General features: G+C 57.4%; 24 protein-coding genes. 17 read left to right on the top strand and 7 right to left on the bottom strand.

Annotated elements, in window-relative coordinates:
- Nucleotides 1–300: 300 nt before the first annotated feature.
- The 4 genes from J7447_RS24435 to J7447_RS24420 are packed head-to-tail and all read left to right on the top strand — an operon-like array spanning nt 301 to nt 3,732.
- Nucleotides 301–921 carry a sugar transferase gene (locus J7447_RS24435; RefSeq protein ID WP_209171223.1) on the top strand — a complete coding sequence of 207 codons (621 nt, stop codon included), beginning with the start codon at nt 301–303 and terminating at the stop codon, nt 919–921.
- The gene (locus J7447_RS24430; RefSeq protein ID WP_209171222.1) at nt 918–1,838 is read left to right on the top strand and encodes a methionyl-tRNA formyltransferase; all 921 of its coding nucleotides are present in this window, start codon (nt 918–920) and stop codon (nt 1,836–1,838) included. Before J7447_RS24435 ends, J7447_RS24430 begins: the two co-directional genes overlap by 4 nt.
- Entirely contained in the window at nt 1,835–2,524 is a 690-nt protein-coding gene (locus tag J7447_RS24425) for a PIG-L deacetylase family protein (protein WP_022999547.1), read from the top strand. The genes J7447_RS24430 and J7447_RS24425 overlap by 4 nt, the downstream gene beginning before the upstream one ends.
- An 11-nt stretch (nt 2,525–2,535) precedes the next feature.
- The gene (locus J7447_RS24420) at nt 2,536–3,732 is read left to right on the top strand and encodes a DegT/DnrJ/EryC1/StrS aminotransferase family protein (RefSeq protein WP_209171221.1); all 1,197 of its coding nucleotides are present in this window, start codon (nt 2,536–2,538) and stop codon (nt 3,730–3,732) included.
- Nucleotides 3,733–3,834: 102 nt separating this feature from the next.
- Here the strand turns inward: J7447_RS24420 and J7447_RS24415 are convergent, their stop codons facing one another.
- Nucleotides 3,835–4,926 (bottom strand): acyltransferase, encoded by a 1,092-nt coding sequence (locus J7447_RS24415; protein WP_286189533.1) that lies wholly within the window; start codon nt 4,924–4,926, stop codon nt 3,835–3,837.
- A gap of 1,122 nt (nt 4,927–6,048) precedes the next feature.
- Between J7447_RS24415 and J7447_RS24410 the strand changes: the two genes are divergently transcribed.
- The 3 genes from J7447_RS24410 (at nt 6,049) to J7447_RS24400 (ending at nt 7,996) form a co-directional block, all read left to right on the top strand.
- Entirely contained in the window at nt 6,049–6,705 is a 657-nt protein-coding gene (locus J7447_RS24410) for a glutathione S-transferase family protein (protein ID WP_209171219.1), read from the top strand.
- Nucleotides 6,706–6,841: 136 nt separating this feature from the next.
- Nucleotides 6,842–7,288 carry a VOC family protein gene (locus J7447_RS24405; protein WP_209171218.1) on the top strand — a complete coding sequence of 149 codons (447 nt, stop codon included), beginning with the start codon at nt 6,842–6,844 and terminating at the stop codon, nt 7,286–7,288.
- Nucleotides 7,289–7,558: 270 nt separating this feature from the next.
- A complete protein-coding gene (locus J7447_RS24400) occupies nt 7,559–7,996 on the top strand; it encodes a PACE efflux transporter (protein WP_209171217.1) in 438 nt (145 codons plus the stop codon).
- A gap of 70 nt (nt 7,997–8,066) precedes the next feature.
- On the opposite strand, the gene J7447_RS24395 is transcribed toward J7447_RS24400, so the two are convergent.
- From J7447_RS24395 to J7447_RS24385, 3 genes are all read right to left on the bottom strand, one after another.
- Entirely contained in the window at nt 8,067–8,687 is a 621-nt protein-coding gene (locus J7447_RS24395) for a YdeI/OmpD-associated family protein (protein WP_209171329.1), read from the bottom strand.
- 289 nt (nt 8,688–8,976) lie between these two features.
- Entirely contained in the window at nt 8,977–10,302 is a 1,326-nt protein-coding gene (locus J7447_RS24390; RefSeq protein ID WP_209171216.1) for a four-carbon acid sugar kinase family protein, read from the bottom strand.
- Nucleotides 10,299–11,567, bottom strand: a complete 1,269-nt coding sequence (locus J7447_RS24385; protein WP_209171215.1) for a ribulose-bisphosphate carboxylase large subunit family protein — start codon at nt 11,565–11,567, stop codon at nt 10,299–10,301. Before J7447_RS24385 ends, J7447_RS24390 begins: the two co-directional genes overlap by 4 nt.
- Nucleotides 11,568–11,683: 116 nt before the next feature.
- Here J7447_RS24385 and J7447_RS24380 point away from each other — a divergent pair, with 116 nt between their 5' ends.
- From J7447_RS24380 to J7447_RS24345, 8 genes are all read left to right on the top strand, one after another.
- Entirely contained in the window at nt 11,684–12,508 is an 825-nt protein-coding gene (locus J7447_RS24380) for a phosphogluconate dehydrogenase C-terminal domain-containing protein (protein ID WP_022999529.1), read from the top strand.
- Nucleotides 12,509–12,618: 110 nt separating this feature from the next.
- On the top strand, nt 12,619–13,557 hold the full coding sequence (locus tag J7447_RS24375; RefSeq protein ID WP_075283097.1) for a D-ribose ABC transporter substrate-binding protein: 939 nt from the start codon (nt 12,619–12,621) through the stop codon (nt 13,555–13,557).
- 112 nt (nt 13,558–13,669) lie between these two features.
- Complete coding sequence (locus J7447_RS24370) at nt 13,670–14,338, top strand: DUF2291 domain-containing protein (RefSeq protein WP_209171214.1); 669 nt, start codon at nt 13,670–13,672, stop codon at nt 14,336–14,338.
- On the top strand, nt 14,335–15,897 hold the full coding sequence (locus tag J7447_RS24365) for a sugar ABC transporter ATP-binding protein (RefSeq protein ID WP_209171213.1): 1,563 nt from the start codon (nt 14,335–14,337) through the stop codon (nt 15,895–15,897). Before J7447_RS24370 ends, J7447_RS24365 begins: the two co-directional genes overlap by 4 nt.
- Nucleotides 15,894–16,958 carry an ABC transporter permease gene (locus J7447_RS24360; RefSeq protein WP_055660605.1) on the top strand — a complete coding sequence of 355 codons (1,065 nt, stop codon included), beginning with the start codon at nt 15,894–15,896 and terminating at the stop codon, nt 16,956–16,958. The genes J7447_RS24365 and J7447_RS24360 overlap by 4 nt, the downstream gene beginning before the upstream one ends.
- Before the next feature lie 10 nt (nt 16,959–16,968).
- Complete coding sequence (locus tag J7447_RS24355) at nt 16,969–17,994, top strand: Gfo/Idh/MocA family oxidoreductase (RefSeq protein WP_209171212.1); 1,026 nt, start codon at nt 16,969–16,971, stop codon at nt 17,992–17,994.
- 1 nt (nt 17,995) lies between these two features.
- On the top strand, nt 17,996–19,825 hold the full coding sequence (locus J7447_RS24350) for a hypothetical protein (protein ID WP_209171211.1): 1,830 nt from the start codon (nt 17,996–17,998) through the stop codon (nt 19,823–19,825).
- A gap of 72 nt (nt 19,826–19,897) precedes the next feature.
- Entirely contained in the window at nt 19,898–20,650 is a 753-nt protein-coding gene (locus J7447_RS24345; protein ID WP_286185517.1) for a transcriptional regulator NanR, read from the top strand.
- Between the two features lie 221 nt (nt 20,651–20,871).
- On the opposite strand, the gene J7447_RS24340 is transcribed toward J7447_RS24345, so the two are convergent.
- The 3 genes from J7447_RS24340 to J7447_RS24330 all read right to left on the bottom strand — a co-directional run bounded on the left by J7447_RS24340 (nt 20,872) and on the right by J7447_RS24330 (nt 23,692).
- Nucleotides 20,872–22,083, bottom strand: a complete 1,212-nt coding sequence (locus J7447_RS24340) for a biotin/lipoyl-binding protein (protein WP_055660612.1) — start codon at nt 22,081–22,083, stop codon at nt 20,872–20,874.
- Complete coding sequence (locus J7447_RS24335) at nt 22,080–22,562, bottom strand: hypothetical protein (protein WP_209171210.1); 483 nt, start codon at nt 22,560–22,562, stop codon at nt 22,080–22,082. The genes J7447_RS24340 and J7447_RS24335 overlap by 4 nt, the downstream gene beginning before the upstream one ends.
- Before the next feature lie 437 nt (nt 22,563–22,999).
- A complete protein-coding gene (locus tag J7447_RS24330) occupies nt 23,000–23,692 on the bottom strand; it encodes a thioredoxin family protein (RefSeq protein ID WP_209171209.1) in 693 nt (230 codons plus the stop codon).
- Between the two features lie 400 nt (nt 23,693–24,092).
- Between J7447_RS24330 and J7447_RS24320 the strand changes: the two genes are divergently transcribed.
- Nucleotides 24,093–25,313, top strand: coding sequence for a helix-turn-helix domain-containing protein (locus J7447_RS24320; protein ID WP_209171207.1), 1,221 nt, complete (start codon nt 24,093–24,095; stop codon nt 25,311–25,313).
- Nucleotides 25,314–25,322: 9 nt separating this feature from the next.
- Complete coding sequence (locus J7447_RS24315) at nt 25,323–25,967, top strand: PQQ-binding-like beta-propeller repeat protein (RefSeq protein WP_209171206.1); 645 nt, start codon at nt 25,323–25,325, stop codon at nt 25,965–25,967.
- Nucleotides 25,968–25,984 lie beyond the last annotated feature (17 nt).

Here is a 25,984-nt window from a genome sequence, read left to right as displayed (position 1 = left end):
CAGGGGATTTCGAGGCGCCTCTGTAAAGGTGTTGTTCAATTCTTTGCCGGCTTCGGAGCAGGTAGTTCGTCCCTACCCTTCCGTTGCTGAATTGGCGGCTTCGGAAAGGAATTCCCAGGGCGCATTCGGGTTGTTGTCCAGGTGCTTAAACAATGATGTGACTTCCACTTGTAAATTTTGGCTAGTGTGTCAATATTGCGAGGTAGATGCTTGTCTTAGGTTCGTAGTTTTCTTTCTATTTTGGTTTTATTGGCCTTCAGAATCTTCTCTGTTTTTTAATTTCAGGAGCCAAGGATTCCGATGAACAGGTTTATTGAAATTTTATTGTGCCTCTGTGCGCTGGTTTTTGCATTTCCGTTTTTCGTGTTCGCGGCATTGCTCACACTGCTTACGTTGGGTCGGCCGGTTTTTTTCACGCAAACGCGAGCAGGAAAAGGCGGCACGGTGTTTATCCTCGCCAAGCTGCGCACCATGAGCGATGCGCGCGATGCCGGCGGGAACCTGCTGCCCGACGAAAGACGCGTCTCCACATCCGGTATTTGGCTGAGACGCCTTCGGCTCGATGAGTTTCCGCAGCTGCTGTCAATCCTTCGCGGTGAGATGGCCCTGGTCGGACCACGCCCCTTGAAGCCTGAGACAGTGACGCAATTCGGGGCGGACGGTGTCCGGCGCGGAGCCGTGCGGCCGGGGCTCACCGGATGGGCCCAGGTGAGCGGTAACACGTCGTTGAGCAACGAGGAGAAATTGCGACTGGACCTTTGGTACATCGCGCATCGCTCCGCAGCGCTCGATCTTCAGATTATCTTTGAAACTATCGGGGTTGCACTTTTCGGTGAGCACAAGAATGCGAGCCGGCTCGATGCCGCAAGCTCCTGGAAAGGTCTCGATAACAGGGCCGACAACAAGCAGGTTTCCGCATGAAGACCGTCTTTGTGGGTGCGGTCGAAGGGTCTCTTGAAGCTCTTGCCGCAATTTGCGCCGCCGGTCACGTTCCCGCCCTCGTGGTGACACTGCCGCCGCAGCTGTCCGGCCGGCACTCGGATTTTGCCGATCTCGCGCCGACGGCCGAAAAGTACGGCGTGCCAGTACACCACACTTCACGATCCGACAGCGAGGAGACGCTCAAGGTTCTTCGTGAAGTCGACCCTGACCTGATACTCGTTATCGGCTGGTCGCAGATTTGCGGGCCGGACTTTCGCGCCATACCACGGCTCGGCTGTATCGGGTTCCATCCCTCTGCCCTGCCGCGCCTGCGCGGCCGAGGTGTCATCCCCTGGACGATCCTCGTGGGTGAAACCGAAGCTGGCGCAACCCTGTTCTGGCTTGGTGAGGGCGTGGACGATGGCCCGATCGCAGCTCAGATGCGGTACGACATCGACCCGGAAACGATCACTGCTCGTGAACTCTATGACCGCGTCAGGAACGCAGTGTCGCAGATGCTGCCGCCCTTGTTGACCCGGATCCAGTCCGGCGAGGTGCCGTCCGAACCGCAGTCTGAAAACGGCGTAAGCATATGTGCGCGGCGGCGGCCGGAAGATGGTCTTATCGACTGGACCCGCTCCGCTGCAGAGATCGACCGGCTTATTCGTGCCGTCGGTCCCCCCTATCCCGGAGCTTTTACGGAAACCTCTGACGGGAGCATGCTGACCGTGACCCGTGCCAGGCATTGCCCCCACAAGGGTCGTTACATCGGTCTTCCTGGCCAGGTCCAGGCGGTTGACGGTTCGGTATTTACCGTCGCATGCGGCGACGGCCAATGTCTTGAAATTCTCGAATGGACCGGCCCCGACCGGTGCCCAGGTCTTCACTCCAAATTCAGCAGTCGTGCAAAATCATGAATTCACCAATTTTCACCGGCGACGGCCCGGCACTTGTAATCGCGCCCCATCCCGATGACGAAGTTCTGGGTGCCGGAGGCACAATTGCCCGTCTTGCGGATCAAGGCAGAGCGGTGCATGTCGCCATTGTCACACGCGGACGTCCGCCCAGGTTCTCAGCCGAGCAGATCCACACGGTTCGCGAAGAAGCCGCAGCCGCGCACGCCCATCTGGGCATTTCGCAAACCCACTGGCTCGATTTTCCTGCCGCTGAATTGGCAGAGTATCCTCATGCCGACCTGAACGGCGGGCTGGGCGCGCTCGTTCGGGATCTCGACCCGACACTGGTCCTGGCACCTCATCCGGGCGACATTCATCTCGACCATCAGCTCTGCTTTCTGTCCACCCTGGTTGCCAGCCGGCCCCATCAGGCCCGGCATCCCTCTGTCATTGCGGCTTACGAAACTCTTTCGGAAACCAACTGGAATGCGCCGTACCTCACGCCGGCATTCGTTCCCAATGTGTTCGTGGACATTTCAGCAACGCTCGACCGCAAGCTCGAGGCTTTCCAGCTGTTCGCAAGTCAGGTTCGCGAGGCACCCCACGAAAGGTCGGTGGAGTCCCTGCGGGCGCTGGCCACCTTGCGCGGGGCGACCGTTCACCGTTCTGCCGCCGAGGGGTTCGTCCTTGTGCGTTATGTGGTCTGAGGAGAGAGGATATGGGCGGTTGGCCAGTCTACACTGACGAAGAGATCGATGCCGTTACCGGCGTCCTGCGGTCCGGCAAGGTGAATGCCTGGACCGGCCCGGACGTCTTTGCCTTCGAAGCGGAGTATTGCGACTACACCGGCGCTGCTCACGCAATCGCAATGGCCAATGGTTCGGTAACACTGGACACCGCGCTGCGAATTCTCGACATTCAGCCGGGCGACGAAGTCATCGTGACCCCACGCAGCTTCGTTGCATCTGCCAGCTGTGTGCTCCTGGCCGGCGGCATTCCGGTGTTCGCCGACATTGATCCGGACAGCCAGAACATCACGCCGGAGACGATTGCCCCTCTCATCACCTCGCGCACGGTCGGCATCCTGCCCGTGCATCTGGCAGGCTGGCCCTGCGACATGGACGGCATCCTGGCTCTTGCCCGCGCCCACAATATCTGGGTAATCGAAGATTGCGCCCAGGCACATGGCGCGATGATCGGTGAACGGCACGTGGGTACGCTGGGTGTTTTCGGCTCCTATTCATTCTGTCAGGACAAGATAATCTCGACAGGGGGCGAAGGGGGGATGCTTCTCACCGACAATCCCGACCTTTGGTCTCGCGCCTGGAGTTTCAAGGATCATGGCAAGGGCTATGCGACGGTGTTTGAAAAAGACCATCTGCCCGGCTTTCGATGGCTGCATGATTCAGGCCCGGGCACCAACCTTCGCATGGCGGGACCTTCGGCCGCTATCGGGCGCATACAATTGTCGCGGCTCGCGGAAACCCGCGCCCACCGGACGCGCAATGCCTTGACGCTTGCCGAGATCCTCAGCGGATCGAGTGCGTTACGGGTTCCCGTTCCGCCTCAGTCCGTCACCCATGCCTATTATCGCTTTTACGCCTTCGTACGCCCGGACGCCATGGCCGACAGCTGGTCGCGCGACCGGATCCTTGCCGAAATTGCCGAAGCGGGTCTGCCCGCATTTTCCGGAAGCTGTTCGGAGATCTACAAAGAAGCAATGTTTCGCGACCGCGGGCTGGGGCCCGACAAACCGCTTCCCGTTGCCAGGCAGCTGGGCGAGACAAGTCTCGCCTTCCTCGTGGATACCACGTGGGAACAGGAGCGGATCATCGAGCTGGCCGAAAAAGTCGCTTCGATCGCTGATCGATCGCTTGCGGTGTCGCACAAGTCACCTGCAAAGGCCCCCGCCTGAAAGCAGCCGCCAGCGTCATGCCGATCAACCCAGATTGGCCATAAGGCCATCAATGCCTCGGGTTCACACGCGGTCCAGCGTTGATTGGCGTGTGCCACGTTATCAGGCGTTCTGAACCCTTCTGTTTCGGTAGATTTTCTGACCGAAGAAGATTTGGTACGGCAGTCTCTCGAGTATCAGATAGGAGAAGTGCGAGAAGATTGTTGTGAGAATAAATACGACCGTGCCAAAAATTAGAAGGGACACAAATATATTGTCGCCAAACAGGCCGAGAGATGAGAAAATTTGCCGTGTAGCAAAGTATATATACGGATGAACCAGGTAGAAGCTGTAGCTTATTGTTCCGAAGAAGAACATGATCCTGTTGTTCAGTAATTTCCCGGTCAGGCTGTCTCTCGAAGCCGCAAAAAAGAAGTAGGTCGCGGTGGCCAGGACCAGGAGCGCCGGGGCGGGTATGATGGTCGGATAGGCCTCATAGAACTCGTACGTCCGAAACTTGAAGTCCCACGTGGAAGCCAGATAGACCCAGACGAAAAACGAAATGGCCTCAAGCGTTTTCGTGTACTTCAAGCCGTTGGTGATTTCGCTCCTGTACATCCAGTAGATGGCGGCCCCGGACAGAAAAAACAGCGCCTTCGGATAGTAATAGGTAAACAGTACCGGTATCGCCAGGGATGCGATCTTCCAGACGATGTTCATTTTTCTTGTCAGGAAATAATACGTCATGCAGGCCAACGTATAAAACATCACTTCATAGGTCAGGCTCCAGGCGTTCGGGGCAACCTGCTTTGTTGTTGTGAACAAATCCAGGAAGGTCAGGGAAAACAGGACTGACTCAAGGTTGTTCAGTTCCGGGTACCTGTTTGTCGCGCCATTCAGGATGGCAAAAAACAATGTCGACACGAGAAAGAGCGGATAGAGCCTCAGAAGGCGCCTGAGGGCAAACTCTGACGGAGAATATCTCATCACGCTCGGCAGGATGACAAACCCGCTGATTACGAAAAACAACATGACGCCGGATGTGCCGAAGTTGTGAAACGGCACGATCCCTTCAACATATCCCGGCCTGTCATTGTAGATGTGTTCGGCTGTTCCACCGAGAATATGAGCGACCAGCACCATGATCGACGCAACGCCGCGCAGACCGTGTACGGAATAGTTGAATTGCGAACTTTGCGGCGAAGTGGAATTCATAGCGGACCATATTCAATTATCGAAAACAAAGGTGATTAACGTCCATTGTCAGCCCTGTTTGGTCTGAAATGACGTGGCTGCTCGACATTCAAAAAGTGCAATCAGAAGTCTTGTATCGAGCCTGCTCGGCATGTTTGGTCGCAGGTATCTCTTCGTTATCAACGACCGTGCGACTGCTAACGTTATTTTCAATTTCAAATTAGTATTTCAAAAATATTATCGAAAACAATAGCGTTGTCAATTTCGATTTGCCTGATGGTAGATCTCATCAAAGGCAGTTCAGTCTCCTCTTCAAAATTGCTTGAGGAGACGTCTCTTTCAATTTTGTTGACTTTAGAGCATGTTGCGCTGAATCGGTTCGTATCGGGCACTCTTGAGCAAGCCGGTACATTGCGCCGCTATTTTCCGATCAATCACGGTGTTCTCTACTATACGGGTTATGTTGTCCCTCCACCTCTCGTGGTTCATCGCGTTGACCGGTCGCGGACAGCGGGTTCGAGCCGGTGGCAAAGTGGTAAGGGGGGGAAGGATGCAGGCGCGGTATTAGGCCCCGCCGCTCCCTTGCCGCTTGCAAAGTGCAGGCGATTGCCTGACCCCCAGCATACTGCTTCACCCTCACTTGGGCGATGAACAAGCGAACGGCTTCTCTCTTTATTTGGACAATGAAGAGCCTGACCTTGCGGGTCTCAACGCCAAGGAAACGCCAGCCACCGTTTGAGGTGACAAATCAGCGGAAGGTGTTTGCAATTTGAACAGTTTCGGCCGTTTGATCGCTTTTTAATACTGTCAGTTGTTTTTTAATACTAAATCTGTCATCCTTCGCTGGCGCACGATAGTCCTCCTACTTTGACTGGCGAAACAATCGCGGAGTGGGGAGCCAAAAGAGTGGTCTTCACAGGGGAAAAAGATCTGCTTGAGGTAGAGCCAAGGTCGAGGAAAACATCTGCGAGCAGTGCCAAGGTCGACGGTTTGTTGCCTGGCAGACTACTTTTTGTCCGCGGAAAGAATGCCTCTGCAAAGGCGATGTTGGAAATGTCCGGATTGATATTACTGCTAACGAAAAGGCCGCCGGGTGCAGTCAGCATTTCGTTTGGAATGGCCGAACACCGGGAGTGATATGGAATGAAACTGTTCTTCAGCCGAAATCCCAATCCTCGACTGGCGGTCGCGGTGGCTCGCTATCTCGACGCAAATATCGAGTTCGAATTTGCCTCGCCCCTCGCCCCTGGTGAGGCTGAGAGGTTTCTACCGCTAAATCCCAATCTGTTGTTACCCATACTCTCAGACTCGGGAAAAAGCCTTTGGGAGACCGATGCAATTGCCTGCCGGCTTTCGCGCCTCGGACGTTCGAATTTCTGGCGCACCGGCGACGACGAACCGGAGATGATCCGTTGGCTGAGCTGGAGCAAGGAGAACTTCGAGAAAGCTTGCGATATTGTTCATTTCGAACGGGGGACCAAACAGCGCTACCGGCTTGGTCCGATTGACCCGAAGAAAATCGAGGAAGGTCTACGCCTCTTCCGCAGGTCCGCGGAAATTCTCGAAGTCGAATTTTTTCAACGCGAGTGGCTCGTCGGAAATTCGGTTTCCTATGCCGACTTCCGAATGGCGGCGTATCTGCCCTTCAATGATGTCGCAGGACTGCCGATCGAAGACTATTCTTGCATCGCTCGTTGGTATCACCAGCTCGAACAGATCGATGCCTGGCGTGACCCCTTCAACGGCCTGGATGCGCCCCCATTGCCGTATATCGATCTGGCAGTGCATGCGGACGCCTGAAAATGAACCTCTTCCGCGATACCAACGACCGTGCCGCCGTTGCGCTTCTTGAAAGACAGGAGCAGCTCAGTTTCGCAATTCCGGGCTCGGCGTCTCGCGGGGAGCACCTGCAAACACCAATCGAAAGGAGACAACCGTGAAAATCGTTACCAGTCTAAGCTTCCGGGGCCAATGTCTTGAGGCTTTTGAGTATTATGCGAAGGTACTCAACGGGAAGATTACAGCCGCCATGCCTTATGCCGACGCACCTCCAGGCATGCCCATCACCGATGAGACGTACAAGACCTGGCTGATGCACTGCTGGCTGGAAGTTGGTGACCAGGCGCTGATGGGTGCCGATATGGACACCGGATGGGCGCCTGGCATCGATAAACCCAAAAACGGCTTCGATGTCACGCTGCATACCGAAGACATGGCAGAAGCGGAACGTTGGTTCGATCAACTGTCCGCAGGCGGCAAGACGGTGATGCCGTTTGCAGAAACCTTCTGGTCACCAGGTTTCGGCTCTCTGGTCGACCGTTTCGGCATTCCATGGATGATCAACGTCATTCCATCGGCTGACTGGCGCCCGCAGCAGGGTTGACCTGGAACGCCCTCCGTCGAAGTGACGTGCCGTTTGGACCAGGTCTTTTGGCTTCCAAACTTGCTGCGGCACATTTTGGTGTCGCTTTTGCCCGAGAAGCCGCATTATGAGGCCGAATTTGATGGGTGGCCCTCTCCGGTCCAGACACTTTCAGGCTTCATCGATCCAACTTGAAAAGAGCGTGCAGGATTTCTATATCGGCGCGTTGAGGACGACCTCATATGTGGAAATAACAAAGCGGGACGACCCGCTACCATTGTTGAGGTTTCAATGCGGTCCCCGCTCGATCGTCTTCGCCAAGCACTAAGCTTCGAAATTATCGCACTCGTCCTGGCCGTCCCGCTTGGAACGGTCGCCTTTGGCGTGCCACTGCATGATGTTGGTGTCGTCAGTGTGGTCAGTGCAACCATCGCGACGCTCTGGAACGTCGTCTATAATTTCGTTTTCGACGTGACCTACAGGCGCCTTACGGGCAAGACCCTGAAGACGCTCATTGTGCGCATCATCCATTCGATTTTCTTCGAGATTGGTCTGCTGATCGTTCTGATGCCATTCATCGCCTGGTATCTGGATGTGTCCCTTTGGCAGGCTCTGGTAATGGATCTGTTTTTCGTAGCCTTCTACCTGGTCTACGCTTTTGCCTTTAACTGGGCTTACGACAAACTCTTCCCGCTTCCCGAGTGGAGAAATCAGCCCGTTACTAGGTAGCGGCAATCGAGAAAAAACGTCTGGATAGACTTGGACGTCCGCAACGGTTCCAGAGCTGTGGCCGCACATTCTAACGTTCCATGGCGCCCTTGCCGGAAATGATCTTGTGGCGGAACTTCTCGATTCGAGCGACACGTGTTGCGGACTGTTTGGCCTGGTTAAGATTGAACATGTAGCTTCTTTGCCGACCCGGCGTGAGCGCATAAAATGCATCGGCCAGCTCCCGGTCCGTTTGCAGGGCCTCAGCCAATTCATCCGGCATGTCAATTTCCGTTCGTACCTTTGGTGGCTTCGTGCCTTTTTCCGCATGGTCCATAAGTTGCTGAAGATACGCGCGGATCACTGGTTCCATCTCTTCAACCAGGGCCACATCGGCAAAGCGGATTATGCTCGGTGTACGAGCGTTCGGTCCCTGTGGTTCAAGCACATTTTCCGTGTCATTCAGGAGACCGGCGTTCATGAAACTCAGACGAAAATCGCTGCGAAACGCCCCAAAAATCGCTATGTTTCGGCCAGCGTGCATATAGGTGGGATGCCCCCACTTGACGGTTTCTTCCAGTTCCAAGTCAAGGCAGATACGGCGCAGATGCCTCAGACCGTCGATCCAGGGACGGGTTGAACAGTCAGGCGTTTCAAAGCGTTCACAACGACCACAGCCCTTGGTAAAAAAATCCTCCGGATCCGTGATCATCGGCATCGGTTGCCAGCCCTTTTGCTTGCATTCTTCATTTTGGGTTTGCGGCCAGCGTTAGCCCGTGACCTGTTGATATGGTCGGGAACTCTCCACGGAAATATATCAAAGGTTGTGGCGATGAAAGGACCATACGGCTTTGCATGGTAGGTTGCCACCGCTTGCCTGGTGTCAGGGAGCCGTAATTCCACCGACATACCACCCGTGGAAACTCCACTGTGAGTGGGGCTTCATTTGAGCGGATTTCAGCACGGAGAACGACCTGGCAATTGCTTTCCTGTCTTGGTCGTCAGGGCTTGAACGTGCCGTCTCGAAGATCTGCAAAATAGCTGTCATTTCCGATCTGGCCGCCCTTTAGCGCAATTTCGAGTTCTGATCCTCCGCGAGTATGGGCGGTGCACACTGGCGAACCGGGTGTGGTCGGGATGGCCTGGCGGAGTGTCAGGGCGAAAATGTCCAGTTCCGCCAGAGCGTGGCTTGATGTGTCACCACCGGCAACGGCAACACGCTCGAGACCATGCCGATCCTTGAGGGTAGCCAGAAGGCGGCCGAGGGTTTTGCCGACCTGATCGAGGTTCACGGACCCTGTTACCTCTTCGGTGGTTTTACCTTTTGCGGTGTACAGGATCAGACTTTGGCCGGTTTCGAGTACCTCGGAAGCGATCTGCAGCACACGTTCGAATTCCTGCTTGATACCGTGGCCGGTTGCCAGTGCATTGAAATCGACTTCGATGCCCCTGAAACCCAAATGTTCCGCGGTTTCGATTTGACGCGCGGTTGTTGGTGAGCAGCTTCCCGAGACAACAGCGATACGGGATTTGGACGTCAGAGGCGGAGAAGGTTTCGGTGGCTGCAGCAGGCCAAGTTCGCGCCATTTGTGCAAGAGGGCGTATTCAACGCCGGACGAGCCGGCAATGAATGGACCCAGGTCCTGCCTGCTTTCTTCGAGATAACTTCCCGCGGCCACCTGGGACAGGCTGTCGTAAACATCTATCAGGAGATTGGGGTTGCGCACCTGGCCGATGTCCGGGACCTTGCCGTGCTTGGCGGCGATGGAACCGTCCAGCGGGGTCAGGCATTCAAAGGGCAGGTTCGTTTGCCCTGACAGGTGTTTTACCAGATCCGCTTCGTGCATCGGCGTTGCCGGGTGCCTGCTCATCACGGGATGTCTGTCTATTCTGTAAACTTCATCCCGGTAAGCCGCGAACAAATTGCCGAAATAGGTGTAGCGCCGAAGCTGAGGAGCCCCGACCACAACTGCTGTCCGTTTCTGGCTGAACGTTTCCAGGCCGATTTCCAGGGCACGGCCGATGGAGCCCTTCCGCGGCGAACTGTCGAAGGTCGAGCAGGTCTTGTAGTGGCAGAAACGCGCATCGAGCGTCCACAGCCAGGAGAAAATCGCCGGTAGGTGCTCCGACATCCACTCGGGTGTCTGGCTACGGCTGATGCCTGCCAGGCCGACCGCTCGGCAATGCTTGAACTTTTCGAGCTGTTTTTCGCCGGGGATTGACGTGAACAGGACGGTTTCGACGCCTCCGGTTGTCAGGGCTTCCATCACGTCCGTCGATCCGGTGAAATCGTCACCGTAATAGGAAATGAGAAGATCGCCGGTCATTTCCTTGCTCCGGTGCCGTCTTTTTTGCCGAACAGGTCCAGGGCCTCGGAAAGTTCCTTGTGATCTTTCGCGAAAACATGTGCCGGAATTCCGCCGACGGAAGCCTCTGCAGCCTGCTTCAGGCTGGCGACACCGCCGGCAACACCGCCGGGATGTCCCATGATCCCGCCCCCGGCACAATAAATGAAGTCGGTGTGCCCTACGGCCCGGCAGGTGTCTTCCATTTGAACGGCTGTCTGACCCGACGAGAATACCGGCATCGCCTGATATCCGCGCTCTTCTGACAAGGGATCATCGAGAGAGCGGGCGTTTTCGATAACCGTGGTGTCGGCCTCTGTGAACTTGTTCGCGATCCCGTTGACATGCAGATGATCCGCTCCGGCGAGCCTCCAGAACTTCTGCCAGACACGAAACGAGATGCCGATATCCGGCGATCTGGAATAAATGCCCCAACCGTTTCTGTGGCAATGAAGTGGAAGATCAACGTGCCGCCGGATGGCGGTCAGGCCCGTAAGGCCAAGTGAAAACAGGCTGACCATCGCACAGGTGCCGCCGGCCTGTTGCAGGAGGTCGGCATTACGGCGCATCACGTCCAGCTCGTCGGTGATGTTGAAGGCGTACATCACCTTCCTGCCGGTGCGGTCCGCATGCGAATTGATGACTTTCATGACTTCGTTCAGGCGATCCTCGAACGGGCAGTGAGGCCCGTTCGCCTGCAATTCATCATCCTTGATGAAATCGATTCCACCGTCGGCGAGTTTTGCGACAAGAGACGCTGTTTCGGCAGGTGAGAGACCGACGCTTGGTTTGATGATCGTGCCGATCATCGGCCGGTCCCTGACACCGGCAAGCGCCAGAGTTCCCTGCCGGCCGTAGGCCGGACCCGGATACGTCACGGCGAATTCTTCAGGAAACGAAATGTCTGTCAGGCGAAGCGCGGACACGTCTGCCAGTTCGAAAAGGTTGCCGGCAACGGTTGCCAGGACGTTGGGAAGGGATGTGCCCATGTTCTCGAGCGGCCAGGAAAGAACGACCTCGCCGCGCGTGTAGGTCTCCGCGCTGATCCGGCACGGCAGCGAGGGAACCCTGCTGCTCGATGTTGCCGTGACCCGCTCGACCCTTGCCCCGGAGAGCTCTTTTAACCGGTCTGTTTCACCCGGCAGCTTCAGGAATGTTCCCGAGGATTGCTCACCTGCGATTACCTCGGCGGCCCGCTCCAGAGTTGTCGGTGTTTCAAGATCATATGTTGCAAAGAGCCTCCCCATTCCCGTCCTCTGTCCTGTTCCAAGTTGCGTATTGCTTATATGACTATCAACTTATCATACCAGTTGACAACATGATTTGTATGTGAATTTATTTGCGCAACAAATTTGGAGGACACATGAAAATCGCTCTCATCGGTGCGGGGGGGAAAATGGGAGTGCGGCTCTCCCAGAACCTGAAAGGCTCCCGTTTCAACGTTGCCCATGTGGAAGTCAGCGATGCAGGCAGAGATCGGCTGAAGGCGGAAGTCGGCGTCGACTGTGTCGACGTCGACGCCGCGCTTGAAGACGCACGTGCGGTTATTCTTGCTGTGCCGGACACTGCGATCCGGGCGGTGGCGAAAGGCATCATCGACAAGCTTGCGCCAGGAACGATGCTGATCGCACTGGACGCAGCTGCCCCCTTTGCAGGGCACTTTCCAGAGCGCAAGGACGTGACCTATTTCGTCACCCATCCCTGCCATCCGCCGATATTCAACGATGAAACGCAGTTGCCTGCGAAACGCGACTACTTCGGCGGAATTGCTGCCAAACAGGCGATCGTGAACGCCCTCATGCAGGGTCCGGAAGAGGACTATGCAATCGGGGAGGAGATCGCCAAAACCATTTTTCAGCCGATCCTGCGTTCGCACAGGGTCTCGGTGGAACAAATGGCGCTCCTGGAGCCGGGCCTGTCCGAAACCGTCTGCGCGACCCTTCTCGTTGTGATGAAGGAAGCAATGGATGAAGTCATCCGGCGAGGGGTCGACCCCGTGGCGGCCCGGGACTTTCTTCTGGGACACATGAACATTCTTGGGGCGGTCGTCATGGAAGAAGTCGACGGCGTCTTCTCCGATGCCTGCAACAAGGCCATCACCAATGGCAAGAAACGTCTCATGCGAGACGACTGGATCGGCGTGTTCAAGCCGGACGAAATCAGGGAAAGCATCCGGCAGATCACCTGATTGAGCGGTCCGCCATCTCGTATGGCGAACGTTCAGATTGGTACCGTCGGGGTCTTGGAGGGACCCCGCGGGACCTGGCACGATATTGAACCTATTGTTGGGAGGACAACATGAAATTCACGAGACGAATCCTGCTTGCCAGCGCTGCTGTTGCAGCTACCCTGCTTGCACCCGCTTACGCTTCCGCAGCCGACCTCATTGCAATCATCACACCGTCGCATGACAACCCGTTTTTCAAGGCGGAAGCTGAAGGCGCGCAGAAACGTGCCGAAGACCTCGGCTATGAGACACTCGTGCTGGTCCACGATGACGATCCGAACAAGCAGAACCAGCTCTTCGATACGGCAATTGCCCGTGGTGCGAAGGCTATCATCCTGGACAATGCCGGTGCGGATGCGACTGTCGCTCCGGTTCGCCGCGCGAAAGAAGCCGGCATTCCGTCGTTCCTGATCGATCGCGAAATCAAGGAAACAGGCATTGCCGTTTCCCAGATCGTCTCCAACAATTACCAGGGAGCACAGCTCGGCGCGGAGGAGTTCGTCAAGCTGATGGGTGAAGAAGGCAAATATGCCGAGCTGCTGGGCCGCGAAGCCGACACCAATGCCGGAATTCGCTCTGCAGGTTATCATGATGTGATTGACCAGTACCCCGATCTGGAGATGGTTGCCCAGCAATCAGCCAACTGGAGCCAGACCGAAGCCTACGAAAAGATGGAAACCATCCTTCAGGCCAACCCCGAGATCAAGGGTGTCATTTCAGGCAATGACACCATGGCCATGGGAGCCTGGGCGGCTCTCAAGGCAGCCGGGCGGACAGATGTGATCGTTGTCGGTTTTGATGGCAGCAACGACGTACGCGACTCCATCCTGGAAGGCGGCATCAAGGCAACCGTGCTGCAACCAGCCTACCGGCAGGCACAGATCGCAGTGGAGCAGGCAGACCAGTACCTGAAGACGGGATCGACCGGTCAGGACGAAAAGCAATTGATGGATTGCGTCCTGATCAATGGCTCGAATGCAGGTAACCTTGAGACCTTCGCGCTGAACTAGGCCCTGTGTCACACCGCGGCGGATGCCCCGCGGCGGTGTGATCCTTCCCACGAAAACCTGAAAAAATCCTGCCGGATACCGCCGGAAGGGTTCTGTTCAAGGAGGTTGCACAGTGGATCGCGGCGCAGTTCCTTCCCTGTTGTTAGTTTTTGCGGCTGTCGCCAGCCTGGGCGGCTGCAAACTCGAAAAGCATGTTGCCACGAATGATGGCGACGGTCAGGCCCAGCAAGTCGTTTCAAGCGATCCGGGCGGCGACATGGATGCCCTTGTCGCCGACATCTGGGCCAAACAGGTTTTGCCACATCTTCAGCAAACGGCGACCGACATGGCCGTTCTCGGCGATGCGATCGCAGGAGATGTTGACGTCGCCGGCGAAGCACATGGTTATCGTCCGTCCAGCGAGGGAAGTCCCTGGAACTTTGCAGCCCGGGTACAGGGCACAATCTTGGCGGCCAAGACCGATACGCGTGCTGCCACCGCGGAAGTGGACGTCACCGCTGATGGCAAGGCAGATGTTATCCTGCAGCTTGGTCCGGTGATCCGCGGAACAGCACTCCGGGACATCCTTCCCTTTGTAGATTTCTCCTCATTTACCGATCAGATAGAGTTCGCCCAGCTCTCCCGCTCCCTGAATACACGCGCTTACGAAAGCGCTCTGAAAGATCTGCCCCGCGACGATCTCGTGGGCAAGACGGTTGACGTGCTTGGTGCCTTTACGGTGCGCGGTGATGGTCCGCCGTACCTGATCACACCCGTTGAGACAAAAATTGGTGGGTCATGACAGAAGCAAAGCACCAGATCGGCTTGTCCGTGCGCGCCGCCAACAAGGTCTATCCAGGTACACACGCGCTGAAGGACGTGGACTTCGATGTCCGGCTTGGCGCAGTGAATGTGCTCGTTGGCGAAAACGGCGCTGGCAAATCCACCTTGATGAAAGTGATCGCCGGCGTCGAGCAGCTGACCTCGGGTGATATTCTGATGGGAGAGAAAAAGGTCTCTTTCCCCGATACGCGCACGGCCGCGGCACACGGGATCGGCATTGTCTTCCAGGAACTCAACCTGTTTCCCAACATGTCGGTTGCCGACAATATCTTTATCGCACGGGAAAAGACCCGCGCCGGAGTGGATATCGCCGCCAGCGACCAGAGGTCGGAAGCCGCAGCGCTGATGCAGCGTCTCGAACACGACATTTCGCCCGATGCGATCGTGTCCGACCTTCGCATCGGGGAGCAGCAGATTGTCGAGATCGCCAAGGCGCTGGCCCAGGATGCCCGGATCCTGATCATGGATGAACCCACATCCGCCCTCAGTGCGGCAGAAGTCGAAATCCTCTTCCGGGTCATCGCAGACCTCAAGAAACGCGGTGTCGGCATTGTCTACATTTCGCACCGCCTGGAGGAACTGATCCGGATCGGCGACTACATCACGGTGCTGAGGGACGGTGCACGAACCGGTGCCAGGAGCATGGACGGCGTCGATGTGCCCTGGATCGTGCAGAACATGATCGGCGCAGCCTCAAAGGACTTTGCCAAGACGGTCGATCATGACTTCGGCGACGAAGTGTTTCGCTGCGAGAACATCAGCCTTATGGGCCGGACGGGAAAGTTCGTTGTCGATGATGTGTCGTTGTCCCTGCGGGCTGGCGAGATTGTCGGCATCTACGGCCTCATGGGCGCGGGGCGCTCCGAATTGTTCGAGTGCATCATGGCTCAGCATCCCCATTGCACGGGGGAATTCTACGTCGAGGGACGCCATCTGAACGAACCGGACGTTGCTGGGCGTATCGGACGCGGGCTGGCGCTAATCCCCGAAGACAGGAAGTCGGAAGGTCTGATCCAGATCCTGCCGATCCGGGAGAACATGTCTTTGTCGAGCCTCGGCAGGTTCGTGAAGGGCATTCACCTCAGCCTGAAAGCAGAGCGGGAGACGGTGAAGCGGTTCGTGAAGGACCTCGCCATCAAGATTGCCAGCATGGAAAACCCGGTCAGCTCTCTTTCGGGAGGCAACCAGCAGAAAGTCGTGATCGGCAAGGCGCTGATGACCTCGCCAAAGGTCCTGCTCATGGACGAGCCGAGCCGCGGTATCGACATTGGCGCAAAGGCCGAGGTCTTTCGCACCATGCGGCGGCTTGCGGCTGAAGGACTGGGAATTCTCTTCGTCACCTCGGATCTTGAGGAGGTCATGTCCCTGTCCGACCGGATCATCGTGATGTCGAACGGCAGCATTACGGGCGAGTTTGAGGGCGCCGACGTGCGGGAAGAACAGATAATCGCGGCGTCTGCGATCGGGCACGCTCCTGCCTCCGAAGCAGGTCATTTCATTGGGAGAAGTAACGGATGACATCAGTCACCACCATGCAGCCTTCAGGCACCTCCGGCGGACAACCGATGATCCTGCTGCTCCTGAAGCTCAGGACCTTCATCGCCCTGATTGCGGTGTTTGCGTTCTTCTCGTTTGCGGCTCCGAATTTCCTCAGCACCGCGAATTTCGTCATCATGTCCAAGCACGTGGCGCTGAACGCGTTTCTGGCGATCGGCATGACCTTCGTCATCATAACCGGCGGGATCGATCTCTCGGTCGGGTCGATTGTTGGCCTTTGCGGAATGGTGGCCGGCTATCTCATTCTCAACGGTGTCGATCTGGGGATCGGGTACTCGCTCTATTTCAATATCTTCGAGATCATTCTCATCACGCTCGCCGTCGGTGTTTTCGTGGGAGCGATAAATGGGGTGCTGATAACGCGTCTCAATGTGGCACCTTTCATCGCGACGCTCGGAACGCTTTACGTGGCTCGCGGGCTGGCCCTGCTTTCCTCTGACGGGGCGACGTTTCCAAACCTCGTCGGCAAGGAGGCCTATGGATCTACGGGTTTCGACATGCTCGGCACTGGTAGCTTTCTCGGTATCCCGGTGTCCATCTGGCTCTTGATAGCTGTCGGATTGATTGCCGCGTATATAGCAGGCCGAACACCACTGGGACGGCACATCTATGCGGTGGGCGGCAACGAGAAGGCAGCCGCCCTGTCAGGTGTGAAGGTCAACCGCGTCAAGATGTTCGTCTACATGTTCTCGGGCTTTTGCGCGGCCATTGTCGGCCTTGTCATCTCGTCACAGCTGGTGGCTTCGCATCCGGCAACGGGTGAGACATTCGAACTCAATGCGATTGCGGCGGCGGTCCTCGGCGGCACATCCATGTCGGGTGGACGCGGACGGATCGGTGGAACGATTGTCGGCGCATTCGTGATAGGCGTTCTGTCCGACGGACTCGTGATGATGGGGGTCAGTTCTTTCTGGCAGACCGTTATCAAGGGCCTGGTGATCATCGCCGCCGTAGTTGTCGACCAGGCACAGCAAAAGCTGCAGGCCCGTGTGGCACTACAGCAGCAGGCCGCGGCAGCTTGAGGAGAGTTTCATGAAGAAAGGCGCATTGATCGGCTGCGGTTTTTTCGCCCAAAATCACATGCATGCATGGGCCGATGTCGACGGAGCAGCCATCATCGCGCTTTGTGATCGCGACGACAAACGCCTGAAGGAAACGGCCGAACGCTTTGGCATTGAAAGGACCTATTCCGACGCGGTCGAGCTCATGAAATCGGAAGAGCTCGACTTTGTCGACATCGCGACGACAGTTCAGACCCACCGGCCCCTTGTGGAACTCGCGGCGAGGTCGAAAGTGCACATCATCTGCCAGAAGCCTTTCGCGGATGCACTGGAAGACGCCACAGCAATGGTCGATGCTACTGCATCGGCCGGCGTGACCCTGATGGTGCACGAGAACTTTCGCTGGCAGTCGGCAATCCGTGCGGCGAAAGCCGAAATCGAAAAGGGAAGTATCGGAAAGCCGTTCTGGGGGCGGGTCAGTTTCCGCTCCGCCTATGATGTCTATGCCAGCCAGCCGTATCTTGCGACGGATGACCGTTTCATCATCCAGGACCTCGGGATTCATATCCTGGATATCGCCCGTTTCCTGTTCGGTGACGCGCGTACCATCTCGGCAAGCACCAAGCGGGTCAATCCGGCAATAAAGGCGGAAGACGTTGCCACCATGATGCTGGTTCACGAAAGCGGCGTCACCAGTGTTGTCGACTGCAGCTACGCATCACGGCTGTCCCGGGAAAGCTTTCCGGAAAGCCTTCTTGAAGTGGATGGCAGTGAAGGAGCACTCAGGCTGATGCCTGATTACAGGCTGGTGCTGCACAATGCGTCCGGCACCTGGGAACTGGACGTTTCGCCCCCGTTGCTTTCCTGGGCGGAGCGCCCCTGGCACAACATTCAGGAAAGTGTCTACAACATTCAACGGCACTTCATCGATTGCCTGAATACTGCCAGCACGCCAGAGACATCTGGAACGGACAACCTGAAGACGCTGGAACTGGTCGAGGCTGCGTATCTTTCTGCCGCCGGGAACAGCCGAACAATCATACTGGGCAGCGCCTGAGATGAGTACCGTGAGCCGCATGCGCCTGTATGGAACGGAAAGTGCGCCGGAGCCTTTCCGGATATTGCGCGCAGGACCGTTGGAAGTACGGCTGGAAGACGGAAACCTGCGCTACATCCGTTTCGAGGGCCACGAAGTGCTGCGCGCTATTTCCTACGTGGTGCGTGACAAGGACTGGGGTACGCTGGCCGGAGCCATCTCCGATCTCGTTGTCCTGGAAGAGCCTGGGAAGTTCGAGATTTCCTATGTTTCCCGCTACAAAAACCAGGGGGCGGGTCTCAGCGTCACGGCACGCATCACCGGCACGGAAACCGGTTCCTTGAGATTTGCCTCTTCGGCTGTTGCCGACAGCGCCTTCGAAACCAACCGCTGTGGTTTCACGGTGCTGCATCCGATCAATGGAGTAGCCGGTGAACCTGTCGAAGTCGAGCATTGTGATGGTTCGGTCGTCCAAACCTGGTTTCCAGACCTCATAGATCCCTGGCAACCGTTCAAGTCGATCCGGTCGCTGACCCACGCACCTGCGCCGCACTTGAAGGCCCGATGCCAGATGGACGGCGACACGTTCGAAATGGAGGACCAGCGCAACTGGTCAGACGCTTCCTACAAGACCTATGTGAGACCCCTGGCGCTTCCGTGGCCATATGTCATTGAAGCGGGCAAGGAGGTCGAACAGTCGATTACCCTTCAGATAGAAAATCTTGCAAACGAGACTGCCCCATCGACCATAACACCGCTAAGCACCTCCACCGGGGGTGTCGAACTTAAAGCGGGAAAGAAAACAAAAAGCAGGTTTCCGCGCATCGGTTTGTTGATCAGCCCGGAAGACCTGAAGTCTGCCATCAGTCACATTGACCTCCTGAGGAAAGTGAACCCTCCAGCAATCCTGTGTCACCTTGACCCAACTGCTTTGCATGGGCAGGAGGCGCTCGAGGATTTCAGGGAGCTGCAAGTTCTTTTCCCGGCGTCCTATGAACTTGAATATGTGGTTTCCTGCAAGGGAGACCTCTTGGCCGAGTTTCAAAACCTTGCCGACATGATCGATCGAAGCGGGCTCGAGTTGGCTTCCATTGCGGTCTGTCCTACCGTCGATCGACAATCGACACCACCTGGAAGCGAATGGCCGCAATGCCCTCCCCTGGCGGACATCTATACGGCTGCAAGGCACTGCTTCCCCGGCATGAGGCTCGGGGGCGGCATGTTCAGCTATTTCACCGAGCTGAACCGCAAGCGACCTCCGGTGTCGTTGCTTGACTTCGTGACCCACGCGACCAATCCGATTGTCCATGCTGCTGATGACGAGAGTGTTCTCGAAACACTTGAGACCCTGCCGCACATCACGCGCACTGCCCGTGCGATCATCGGCAAGGACAAGGAATACAGACTGGGACCGACAACCATCGGCATGCGCCAGAATCCTTACGGTTCGCGGACATTCGCCAATCCCGGAAACGAGCGCATCTGCATGACCCACGACGATCCGCGTCAGCGCGGCCTTTTCGCCGCTGCCTGGACCATGGGGTATGCGTCCGCAATTGCCAACGCTGATATCCGCCAATGGATCCCTGCCAGCTTCACAGGCCCGAGAGGAATCGTGGACACAGAAAGCGGATCTCTTCTGCCTGTCGGTGAAGTTGTCTCGCTCCTTGCTGGGCTAAGCGAAGGGGATGTCATCGATTGCAACGATGAAACACCAGCCAGCGTAGCTGCCCTTTGTGTGGAGAAGGACGGTGAGGTCTTGCGGTTTGCTGCAAATCTGACAAATCGGGAACTGGAAATTGGCTTTGGTGAACGCAGGACGTTTGGCCCATTTGAAGTTATCCGGCTATAAGTCTTCCCAAGGGTGTTGAAGCGGCTGGCGAATTTGACGCCGTGCTTGTCGCGACGTTCAGACACCCCAACAATGAAGAGATCAGATTGGCGGGTCATGGAAAACTGGAACGGCTTGGGGACCGGTGACGACAAGATTGTCCGGCGAAAACTCTCCGATCAGGTTTTCGATCGATTGCGTGAAATGATTGTACGGGGTGAGCTTGGACCCGGTGACCCCATGCCGTCTGAGCGTGAACTGATGCAACGTTTCGGCGTCGGCCGGCCCGCGGTGCGCGAGGCCATGCAGACGATGCACACCCAGGGTCTCATTTCGATCTCGCAGGGTGAGCGCTCCAGGGTCAGTGAGCTTTCGGCCGATCTTGCGTTTCGGCAGATGGATATGGTGGCGCGCATGCTGCTGTCTGCGTCTTCGGACAATCTGGAGCACCTGAAGCAGGCGCGTAGACTGTTTGAAGTCGGCATGGTCAGGATCGCGACGGAAATGGCAACGCCCGAAGACATTTCCGAGCTCAAACACCTCATAAGCCATCAAGAGGACATGCTCGACAGTCCGTCCGACTTCATCAAGGCCGACATCGCGTTTCACAGCAAGATCGCCTCGATCTCAGGCAATCCGATTTTTGCAGCAGTGAGTGACGCCATGCTCAACTGGCTGTTCAATTATCATACGGACCTTTTGATCTGGTCGGGACGGGAGAACGTCACGCTTGCCGAGCATTCGAAAATCGTCGAGTGCATCGAAGGCGGCGTTGCGGAAGAGGCCGAAAGCGCAATGCGCTCGCACCTGAACAGATCCCAGGACCTTTACCGGCATCACATTTGACACTGCACTAACGGTTTCGTTGCGCGCGCGGTTGGTGCCATCGGTGCCTGCCAGCCGGCAAAGCGTCCCCATATCAGTCTTTCGGCGGCTCTCGTCAGGATCCGGAAACCGGACGCAATCATCAGCGGGGAATGCCCGCAGTTGGCCAACAAGTTCAATTTGCGCTGTCGTTGCGGATGACATCGATCATCGCGTCACGGATCTGACGATTTTCTGCCGACTCAATCCCCGCCGATCAGTCCCGTTCCAGCGAAGAGCATGATCCAGACCTTCATCCGCATGATCAGCGCCTTTTCCAGCGCCCAGGCCTGGATGATGCCACCCATGAAGGTGCCTTGAAGCGAGCCGGAAATATGGGTGGTATAGGCTTGGACCAGGCATCTGGCGCCATCAACCAAGAGAGCGTTCTGTTCGGGATATTCGAGCCGAACATGTACGACAAGGTCACCGGGGCCGCGACGGTCTGACGGCTGCATCAGGACGCCGGTCGGACCGAGCTGGCCGGTCGCGATAACGTCCTGGATGCGGACGATGCGCGCTGCCAGCACCGTGTTCGCCATGCCGCTGTTGATGTTGTTCTCGCAGGCGACCTCCGCAGGCATGCCGACATGCAGAACCGCGCTGTTTGTCTGGCTGAAACCAGCGACGATTTCAATGGGATCGGTCTTGTCGCGATCCGGCACGATGACCATCGCCGGATTAACCGAGAACTGCGCGGCGCGAGCGCCGACATTCAGGGTTAGCTGCTCGATCTTGCCGGAAACCGACGAATACACCTTGGTCTTGGCAAGATTGACCTTGGCCTGGTCGAGGGCGGCTTCTGCGGACTTCAGTTCTGCTGGCAGGACCTGATCGAGCTGCACTTGCAGCGCTTCCATCTTGGAGTTGGCGGCGTTCACATTGGCGGCCGCCTGCTCCTGTGCGGCCTTTGCGTTTTCGTACCTGTTCAGCGTGTAGGCGGGCGAGTTCTTGTCCTTGAGGTCCTGCTGTTCCGACAGGGTCAGGTTGGCGGTGTCGAGAACCGCTTTCGTCCGGGCGAGGTCGGCCGCGGCTGCCTTGATCTGTGCCTTGACGACATCGATCTGGCTGTTGACCTCGCCGACCGCGGTCTGGGCGGTCGCGACCGCCGCCTTTTCGCTGCTGTCATCGACCGTGAAAAGCAGATCGCCGACCTTGACGGTTTGACCGGCCTTGACCGGCACCTCGGTGACCGTGCCGCCGCGTTCGGTGACGATCGGCACGACACGGTAGGGGATCAACGCATTTGGGGTGTCCGGATGATAATACTCGACCGTGAAGATCAGCGCGACGAACAACACAATCCAGACGAACAGTGCGCGGTGGACGTTGTAGAGCGTCACGGGGCGTCCCCGCCAGCGCAGGTAGGCCATGCGCAGCAACAGCGGAAAGCAGGTGATGAGGAGCTCGATCATGCGCTGGCTCCTATTCCTTCGACCGGTGTCTGCAGATCCGCAACCGACTGCTCTGCTATCGGTTGTTCTTTGGCAGGGGGCGTCCCATTGGCAGGCGAAATGTTCTCGGCGGCTGCTGTTTCCTCTTCCTGCAACGTCTCGTCCGCGGCCGGTTCCGGCTTCATCCAGAGAACGACGTCATAGGCAAAGGCGGCAAAAATCAGGGTCAACGGCAACAGAAGGCTCACGTCCCGCAAGGGCGGCACCAGATCATAGGCAAGGCCGATCACCAGCATGGTCGGGATCGTGGTGCGGATCGGCGTCCTCGATCCCTTGTGCTCCGCGTAGCGGTCGAAAACGGCATAGAGGTAGATCACCAGGAAAAGGAGCAGCAGCAGTGTAATCAAGCCGGCCGTGGCAAAGCCGTCGCTGGCGCCGGGCGCTACCCAGGAATCCGGCGGTGGGTCCAGTGTCTGCGCCGTCGTTGCCGTTGTGCTCATGAATGTTCCCCCACCCGGTGTGCTGTGACCCAACGTCACCGGAAACATAATGTCTGCAGGAATTACCGATTGAAACAAGAAATTGCGTCTCTGACCGAGGACACGTTAGGTCGACCTGATCCGCAGTCGGTGTGACACGCACCTTCCGAGGCCGCAGCGATGGTTTGCCTCAGGTCTTCCGCTAGCAAGCAGCATCAAAATAAGTTAGTCGCCAGAGCGGTGGCAAAAAAACCAACCTTCGCTGAAAGTCGAAAATAATGAATGCCGTGACTGCTGATGCGAGCAGTCTCAATCAGCTGTTCGCCCTTGTCGCTGCTGTCCGGAAAGGGGCTGGTAGGCCTAGAGGCTAATTTGCAAATTGCCGGGCCTTTGCAGGCCCGGCGATCTTACCTTTTCCGGCGATGCCGACATGCATTGCGCACTCAATTCCCAGGTGCTTATTCGTAGCGATCGTGTCGGCGCACCCAGTCCATTCCCCTCGCCTCATTGCGCCCCTTGGGCGTCAGGTCGAGCATGGCATAGGTGCCCATCATCACTTCGACACCGCGTCCGTAGGTCGAATATGTGCGAAAAACTTCGCCGGCCTCGTTCTTGATGAAGGCGCTGACGCCGGGCCATTCCTCGCCCGTCATGTTCCAGCCGCCGAAATTGTAGTCGATGTGCCCGGTGGCAACTTCCTCGGGAGTGAAACTGACCCGGAAGTCGTAATTGAAGTCGCTACCGAAAGACGAGACCCATCCGAACGTCCAGCCCATGCGCTTGCGGTAACGTTCGATATCGGCAAGTGGTGCGCGGGAGACAGCAATCATGGTCACGTCATGGTTGGCAAGATGCAGGTTCATGCCATCTGCGTGGTCGGCCATGAAAGAACAGCTCGGGCAGCCTTCCTTCCATCCCGGTGCAAACATGAAATGCTGTACCACGAGTTGAGACCGTCCCTCGAAAAGCCCGGCAAGAGAGCGCGGGCCGTCAAGTGTATCGAAGACATAGTCCTTCTCGATGCGTTCCCACGGCAAGGCAAGGCGCTCGCTGGCGACACTGTCGCGCAGGTGCGTGAGTTCCTTTTCCTTTTGCAGCAAGTCCCGCCGGGCGGCGAGCCAGTCTTCATGTGAAACAACAGCGTTTTGCATGATCATTCTCCTTCAGTTTGGGTGGTGGGGATATCGAAGCGCCGCGAGCGGGCGGACATCAGCCTGAGCCAGGGCGGCAGGTGGAACACGCCCATCAGGACGTACATCAGGGTCATGTCATTCACAGGCAGGAAGCCTGGAACGGATGTACAGATCTCCCACCCCTGTGCTCCGGTTGCGGAAATCCATGCCATTGAGCCAAAGGTTGGCGCGGCGGCTAGCCGAAGGCATCCTGCTGTATTGTGGCGGTGCCCAGAGGGTGCTTGTGTCTTCCCTGTTCCTGCAAACATCGTCATTATCGGTCCTCCGTCTGGTCCGGCGATTGCGACCATTGCCCGGTGAGCAAAGACATAGATGCGGAGACGGGGCGGGTGAGAGTTACAAGTTTGGCGGGATTTCCATGGACATGCTGATCGTCGCGGCGGCGCGCGCCCTTTCGTCAGGAGATCCTCTGGCGGTATTGAAACGGGTGGCACTGCGCAACGACGCGCCGGCATTGGCGTTGCGCGGCATTGCCATGGCCCAGCTCGGCGACCTTGGGCGCGCCAGAGAGCTGCTGAAGGATGCGGCCCGCGCCTTCGGGCCGGATGAGCCGATGGCGCGTGCACGCTGCATGGTTGCCGAAGCCGAGATCGCTTTGGTCTGCCGCGACCTCGGCCGTTCCTTTCAAACGCTCGGTGCAACACGCGCGACGCTCGAAGCCGGTGGTGACCAGGTGAATGCCGCACATGCCGGCTATCTCGAAGCCCGTCAGCTTCTGCTCATCGGCCGGCTCGAAGATGCTCACAGGACACTCGACAGCATCGACATCGACGTCTTGCCGCCTGCGTCTCGAGCCGGCTACGGTCTTGTGGTCGCCGGCATAGCCATGCGGCAAATCCGGACGGGGCCTGCACGAGCCGCACTCGAGCAGGCAGCGCAAGCTGCCCGGGATGCCGGTATTCCCTCCCTCAAGGCCGAGGTTGAAAAGGCAAGGCATGCGCTGGAGGCACCGGCCGCCCGTCTTGTCTCTCGCGACAGGCAAGACTTGCTGCAGCTTGACGGGGTCGAGGCTCTGGTCGCCTCCGATACGTTTATTGTAGATACCTGCCGAAATGCTGTGAGGCTTGGGGAAAAGTTGATCTCACTCGACCGCCGTCCAGTCCTGCTTGCTCTGGCCCGGGCGTTGGCAGAGGTCTGGCCGGAAGATGTTTCGCGCGAAAACCTTCTCATGCACGCCTTCGGGGCAAAGCATGTGGACGACTCGCACCGGGCTAGGTTGCGTGTCGAGATTGCCCGCCTTCGCAAGGTCATCAAACCCGTCGCCGGGGTAAGGTCAACGAGCCTGGGCTTTGCTCTCAAGCTGCACGGCGCTCACCAGGTCGCTGTGCTGGCGCCGCCGGTGGAAAGCGACCACCCGGAGGTGCTGGCGCTGCTCGCGGACGGCGAGGCCTGGTCGAGTTCTGCGCTGGCCTTGGCACTCGGCACAAGTCCACGCACAGTTCAAAGGAAGCTTGAAGACCTTGCTCTTGCCGGGAAAGTTCGTTCCTTCGGACGAGGCCGGGCCTGCCGCTGGATCCTATCGAGCGTTCCCGGATTCCCGACAAGTTTGTTACTCCCCCTTGCAATCGCCACCGGTTAGAATTGCCACATGAAACACAGAACAGCAGAGATCATCCGGGAGTTCGGCCCCTTCCCCGGCATCGATGACATTGCCGGGGTCAGCTTTGATCGCGAGCGGGTTTGGTTCGCGTCCGGAGACAAGCTAAATGCTCTTGATCCGGAAAGTGGAGAGATTACGGGATCGATCGCGACTGCCGCCGATGCCGGTACCGCCTTCGATGGAACTCATCTGTTCCAGATTGCCGATGATGCAATCAACAAGATCGACCCCAATACCGGAGAAGTGCTGGCCACGATACCGGCCCCCGGTGACGGCGGGCATTCGGGACTGGCTTGGGCCGAGGGGTTCCTTTGGGTTGGACAGCATCGGGGCCGCAAGATCCACCAGGTGGATCCAGAAAGCGGCAAGGTTCATCGTACAATTGAATCGGATCGCTTCGTCACTGGCGTCACATGGGTGGATGGCGAGCTTTGGCACGGCACCTGGCAGGACGGCGAAAGCGATATCCGGCACATCAATGCCACGACTGGAGATGTGTTGGAGCGTTTGCAAATGCCATCGGGTTCCGGCGTCTCGGGACTTGAATCCGATGGTGGTGATCGGTTTTTCTGCGGCAGCGGAGATGCCGGAAAACTGTTGGTCGTCCGACGGCCAGGGTCAGATTCCGAATGATCTGTTCCCCAAAAGAC

The organism is Labrenzia sp. R5_0, from assembly GCF_017743835.1.
In the GTDB taxonomy this organism is placed as follows: Bacteria; Pseudomonadota; Alphaproteobacteria; order Rhizobiales; family Stappiaceae; genus Roseibium; species Roseibium algicola.
The sequence above is the reverse complement of the archived record's forward strand: the minus strand, read 5'-3'. Positions and strand labels throughout refer to the sequence as shown.

Bases quoted from the DNA above. Each gene is read 5' to 3' on its own strand.
- J7447_RS24330 (WP_209171209.1), bottom strand. From the start codon at position 23,692: ATGCAAAACGCTGTTGTTTCACATGAAGACTGGCTCGCCGCCCGGCGG.
- J7447_RS24435 (WP_209171223.1), top strand. From the start codon at position 301: ATGAACAGGTTTATTGAAATTTTATTGTGCCTCTGTGCGCTGGTTTTT.
- J7447_RS24335 (WP_209171210.1), bottom strand. From the start codon at position 22,562: ATGAGCACAACGGCAACGACGGCGCAGACACTGGACCCACCGCCGGAT.
- J7447_RS24365 (WP_209171213.1), top strand. From the start codon at position 14,335: ATGACAGAAGCAAAGCACCAGATCGGCTTGTCCGTGCGCGCCGCCAAC.
- J7447_RS24380 (WP_022999529.1), top strand. From the start codon at position 11,684: ATGAAAATCGCTCTCATCGGTGCGGGGGGGAAAATGGGAGTGCGGCTC.
- J7447_RS24395 (WP_209171329.1), bottom strand. From the start codon at position 8,687: ATGATCACGGATCCGGAGGATTTTTTTACCAAGGGCTGTGGTCGTTGT.
- J7447_RS24430 (WP_209171222.1), top strand. From the start codon at position 918: ATGAAGACCGTCTTTGTGGGTGCGGTCGAAGGGTCTCTTGAAGCTCTT.
- J7447_RS24350 (WP_209171211.1), top strand. From the start codon at position 17,996: ATGAGTACCGTGAGCCGCATGCGCCTGTATGGAACGGAAAGTGCGCCG.
- J7447_RS24410 (WP_209171219.1), top strand. From the start codon at position 6,049: ATGAAACTGTTCTTCAGCCGAAATCCCAATCCTCGACTGGCGGTCGCG.
- J7447_RS24400 (WP_209171217.1), top strand. From the start codon at position 7,559: ATGCGGTCCCCGCTCGATCGTCTTCGCCAAGCACTAAGCTTCGAAATT.
- J7447_RS24340 (WP_055660612.1), bottom strand. From the start codon at position 22,083: ATGATCGAGCTCCTCATCACCTGCTTTCCGCTGTTGCTGCGCATGGCC.
- J7447_RS24420 (WP_209171221.1), top strand. From the start codon at position 2,536: ATGGGCGGTTGGCCAGTCTACACTGACGAAGAGATCGATGCCGTTACC.
- J7447_RS24315 (WP_209171206.1), top strand. From the start codon at position 25,323: ATGAAACACAGAACAGCAGAGATCATCCGGGAGTTCGGCCCCTTCCCC.
- J7447_RS24385 (WP_209171215.1), bottom strand. From the start codon at position 11,567: ATGGGGAGGCTCTTTGCAACATATGATCTTGAAACACCGACAACTCTG.
- J7447_RS24345 (WP_286185517.1), top strand. From the start codon at position 19,898: ATGAAGAGATCAGATTGGCGGGTCATGGAAAACTGGAACGGCTTGGGG.
- J7447_RS24320 (WP_209171207.1), top strand. From the start codon at position 24,093: ATGGACATGCTGATCGTCGCGGCGGCGCGCGCCCTTTCGTCAGGAGAT.
- J7447_RS24360 (WP_055660605.1), top strand. From the start codon at position 15,894: ATGACATCAGTCACCACCATGCAGCCTTCAGGCACCTCCGGCGGACAA.
- J7447_RS24415 (WP_286189533.1), bottom strand. From the start codon at position 4,926: ATGAATTCCACTTCGCCGCAAAGTTCGCAATTCAACTATTCCGTACAC.
- J7447_RS24390 (WP_209171216.1), bottom strand. From the start codon at position 10,302: ATGACCGGCGATCTTCTCATTTCCTATTACGGTGACGATTTCACCGGA.
- J7447_RS24375 (WP_075283097.1), top strand. From the start codon at position 12,619: ATGAAATTCACGAGACGAATCCTGCTTGCCAGCGCTGCTGTTGCAGCT.
- J7447_RS24425 (WP_022999547.1), top strand. From the start codon at position 1,835: ATGAATTCACCAATTTTCACCGGCGACGGCCCGGCACTTGTAATCGCG.
- J7447_RS24355 (WP_209171212.1), top strand. From the start codon at position 16,969: ATGAAGAAAGGCGCATTGATCGGCTGCGGTTTTTTCGCCCAAAATCAC.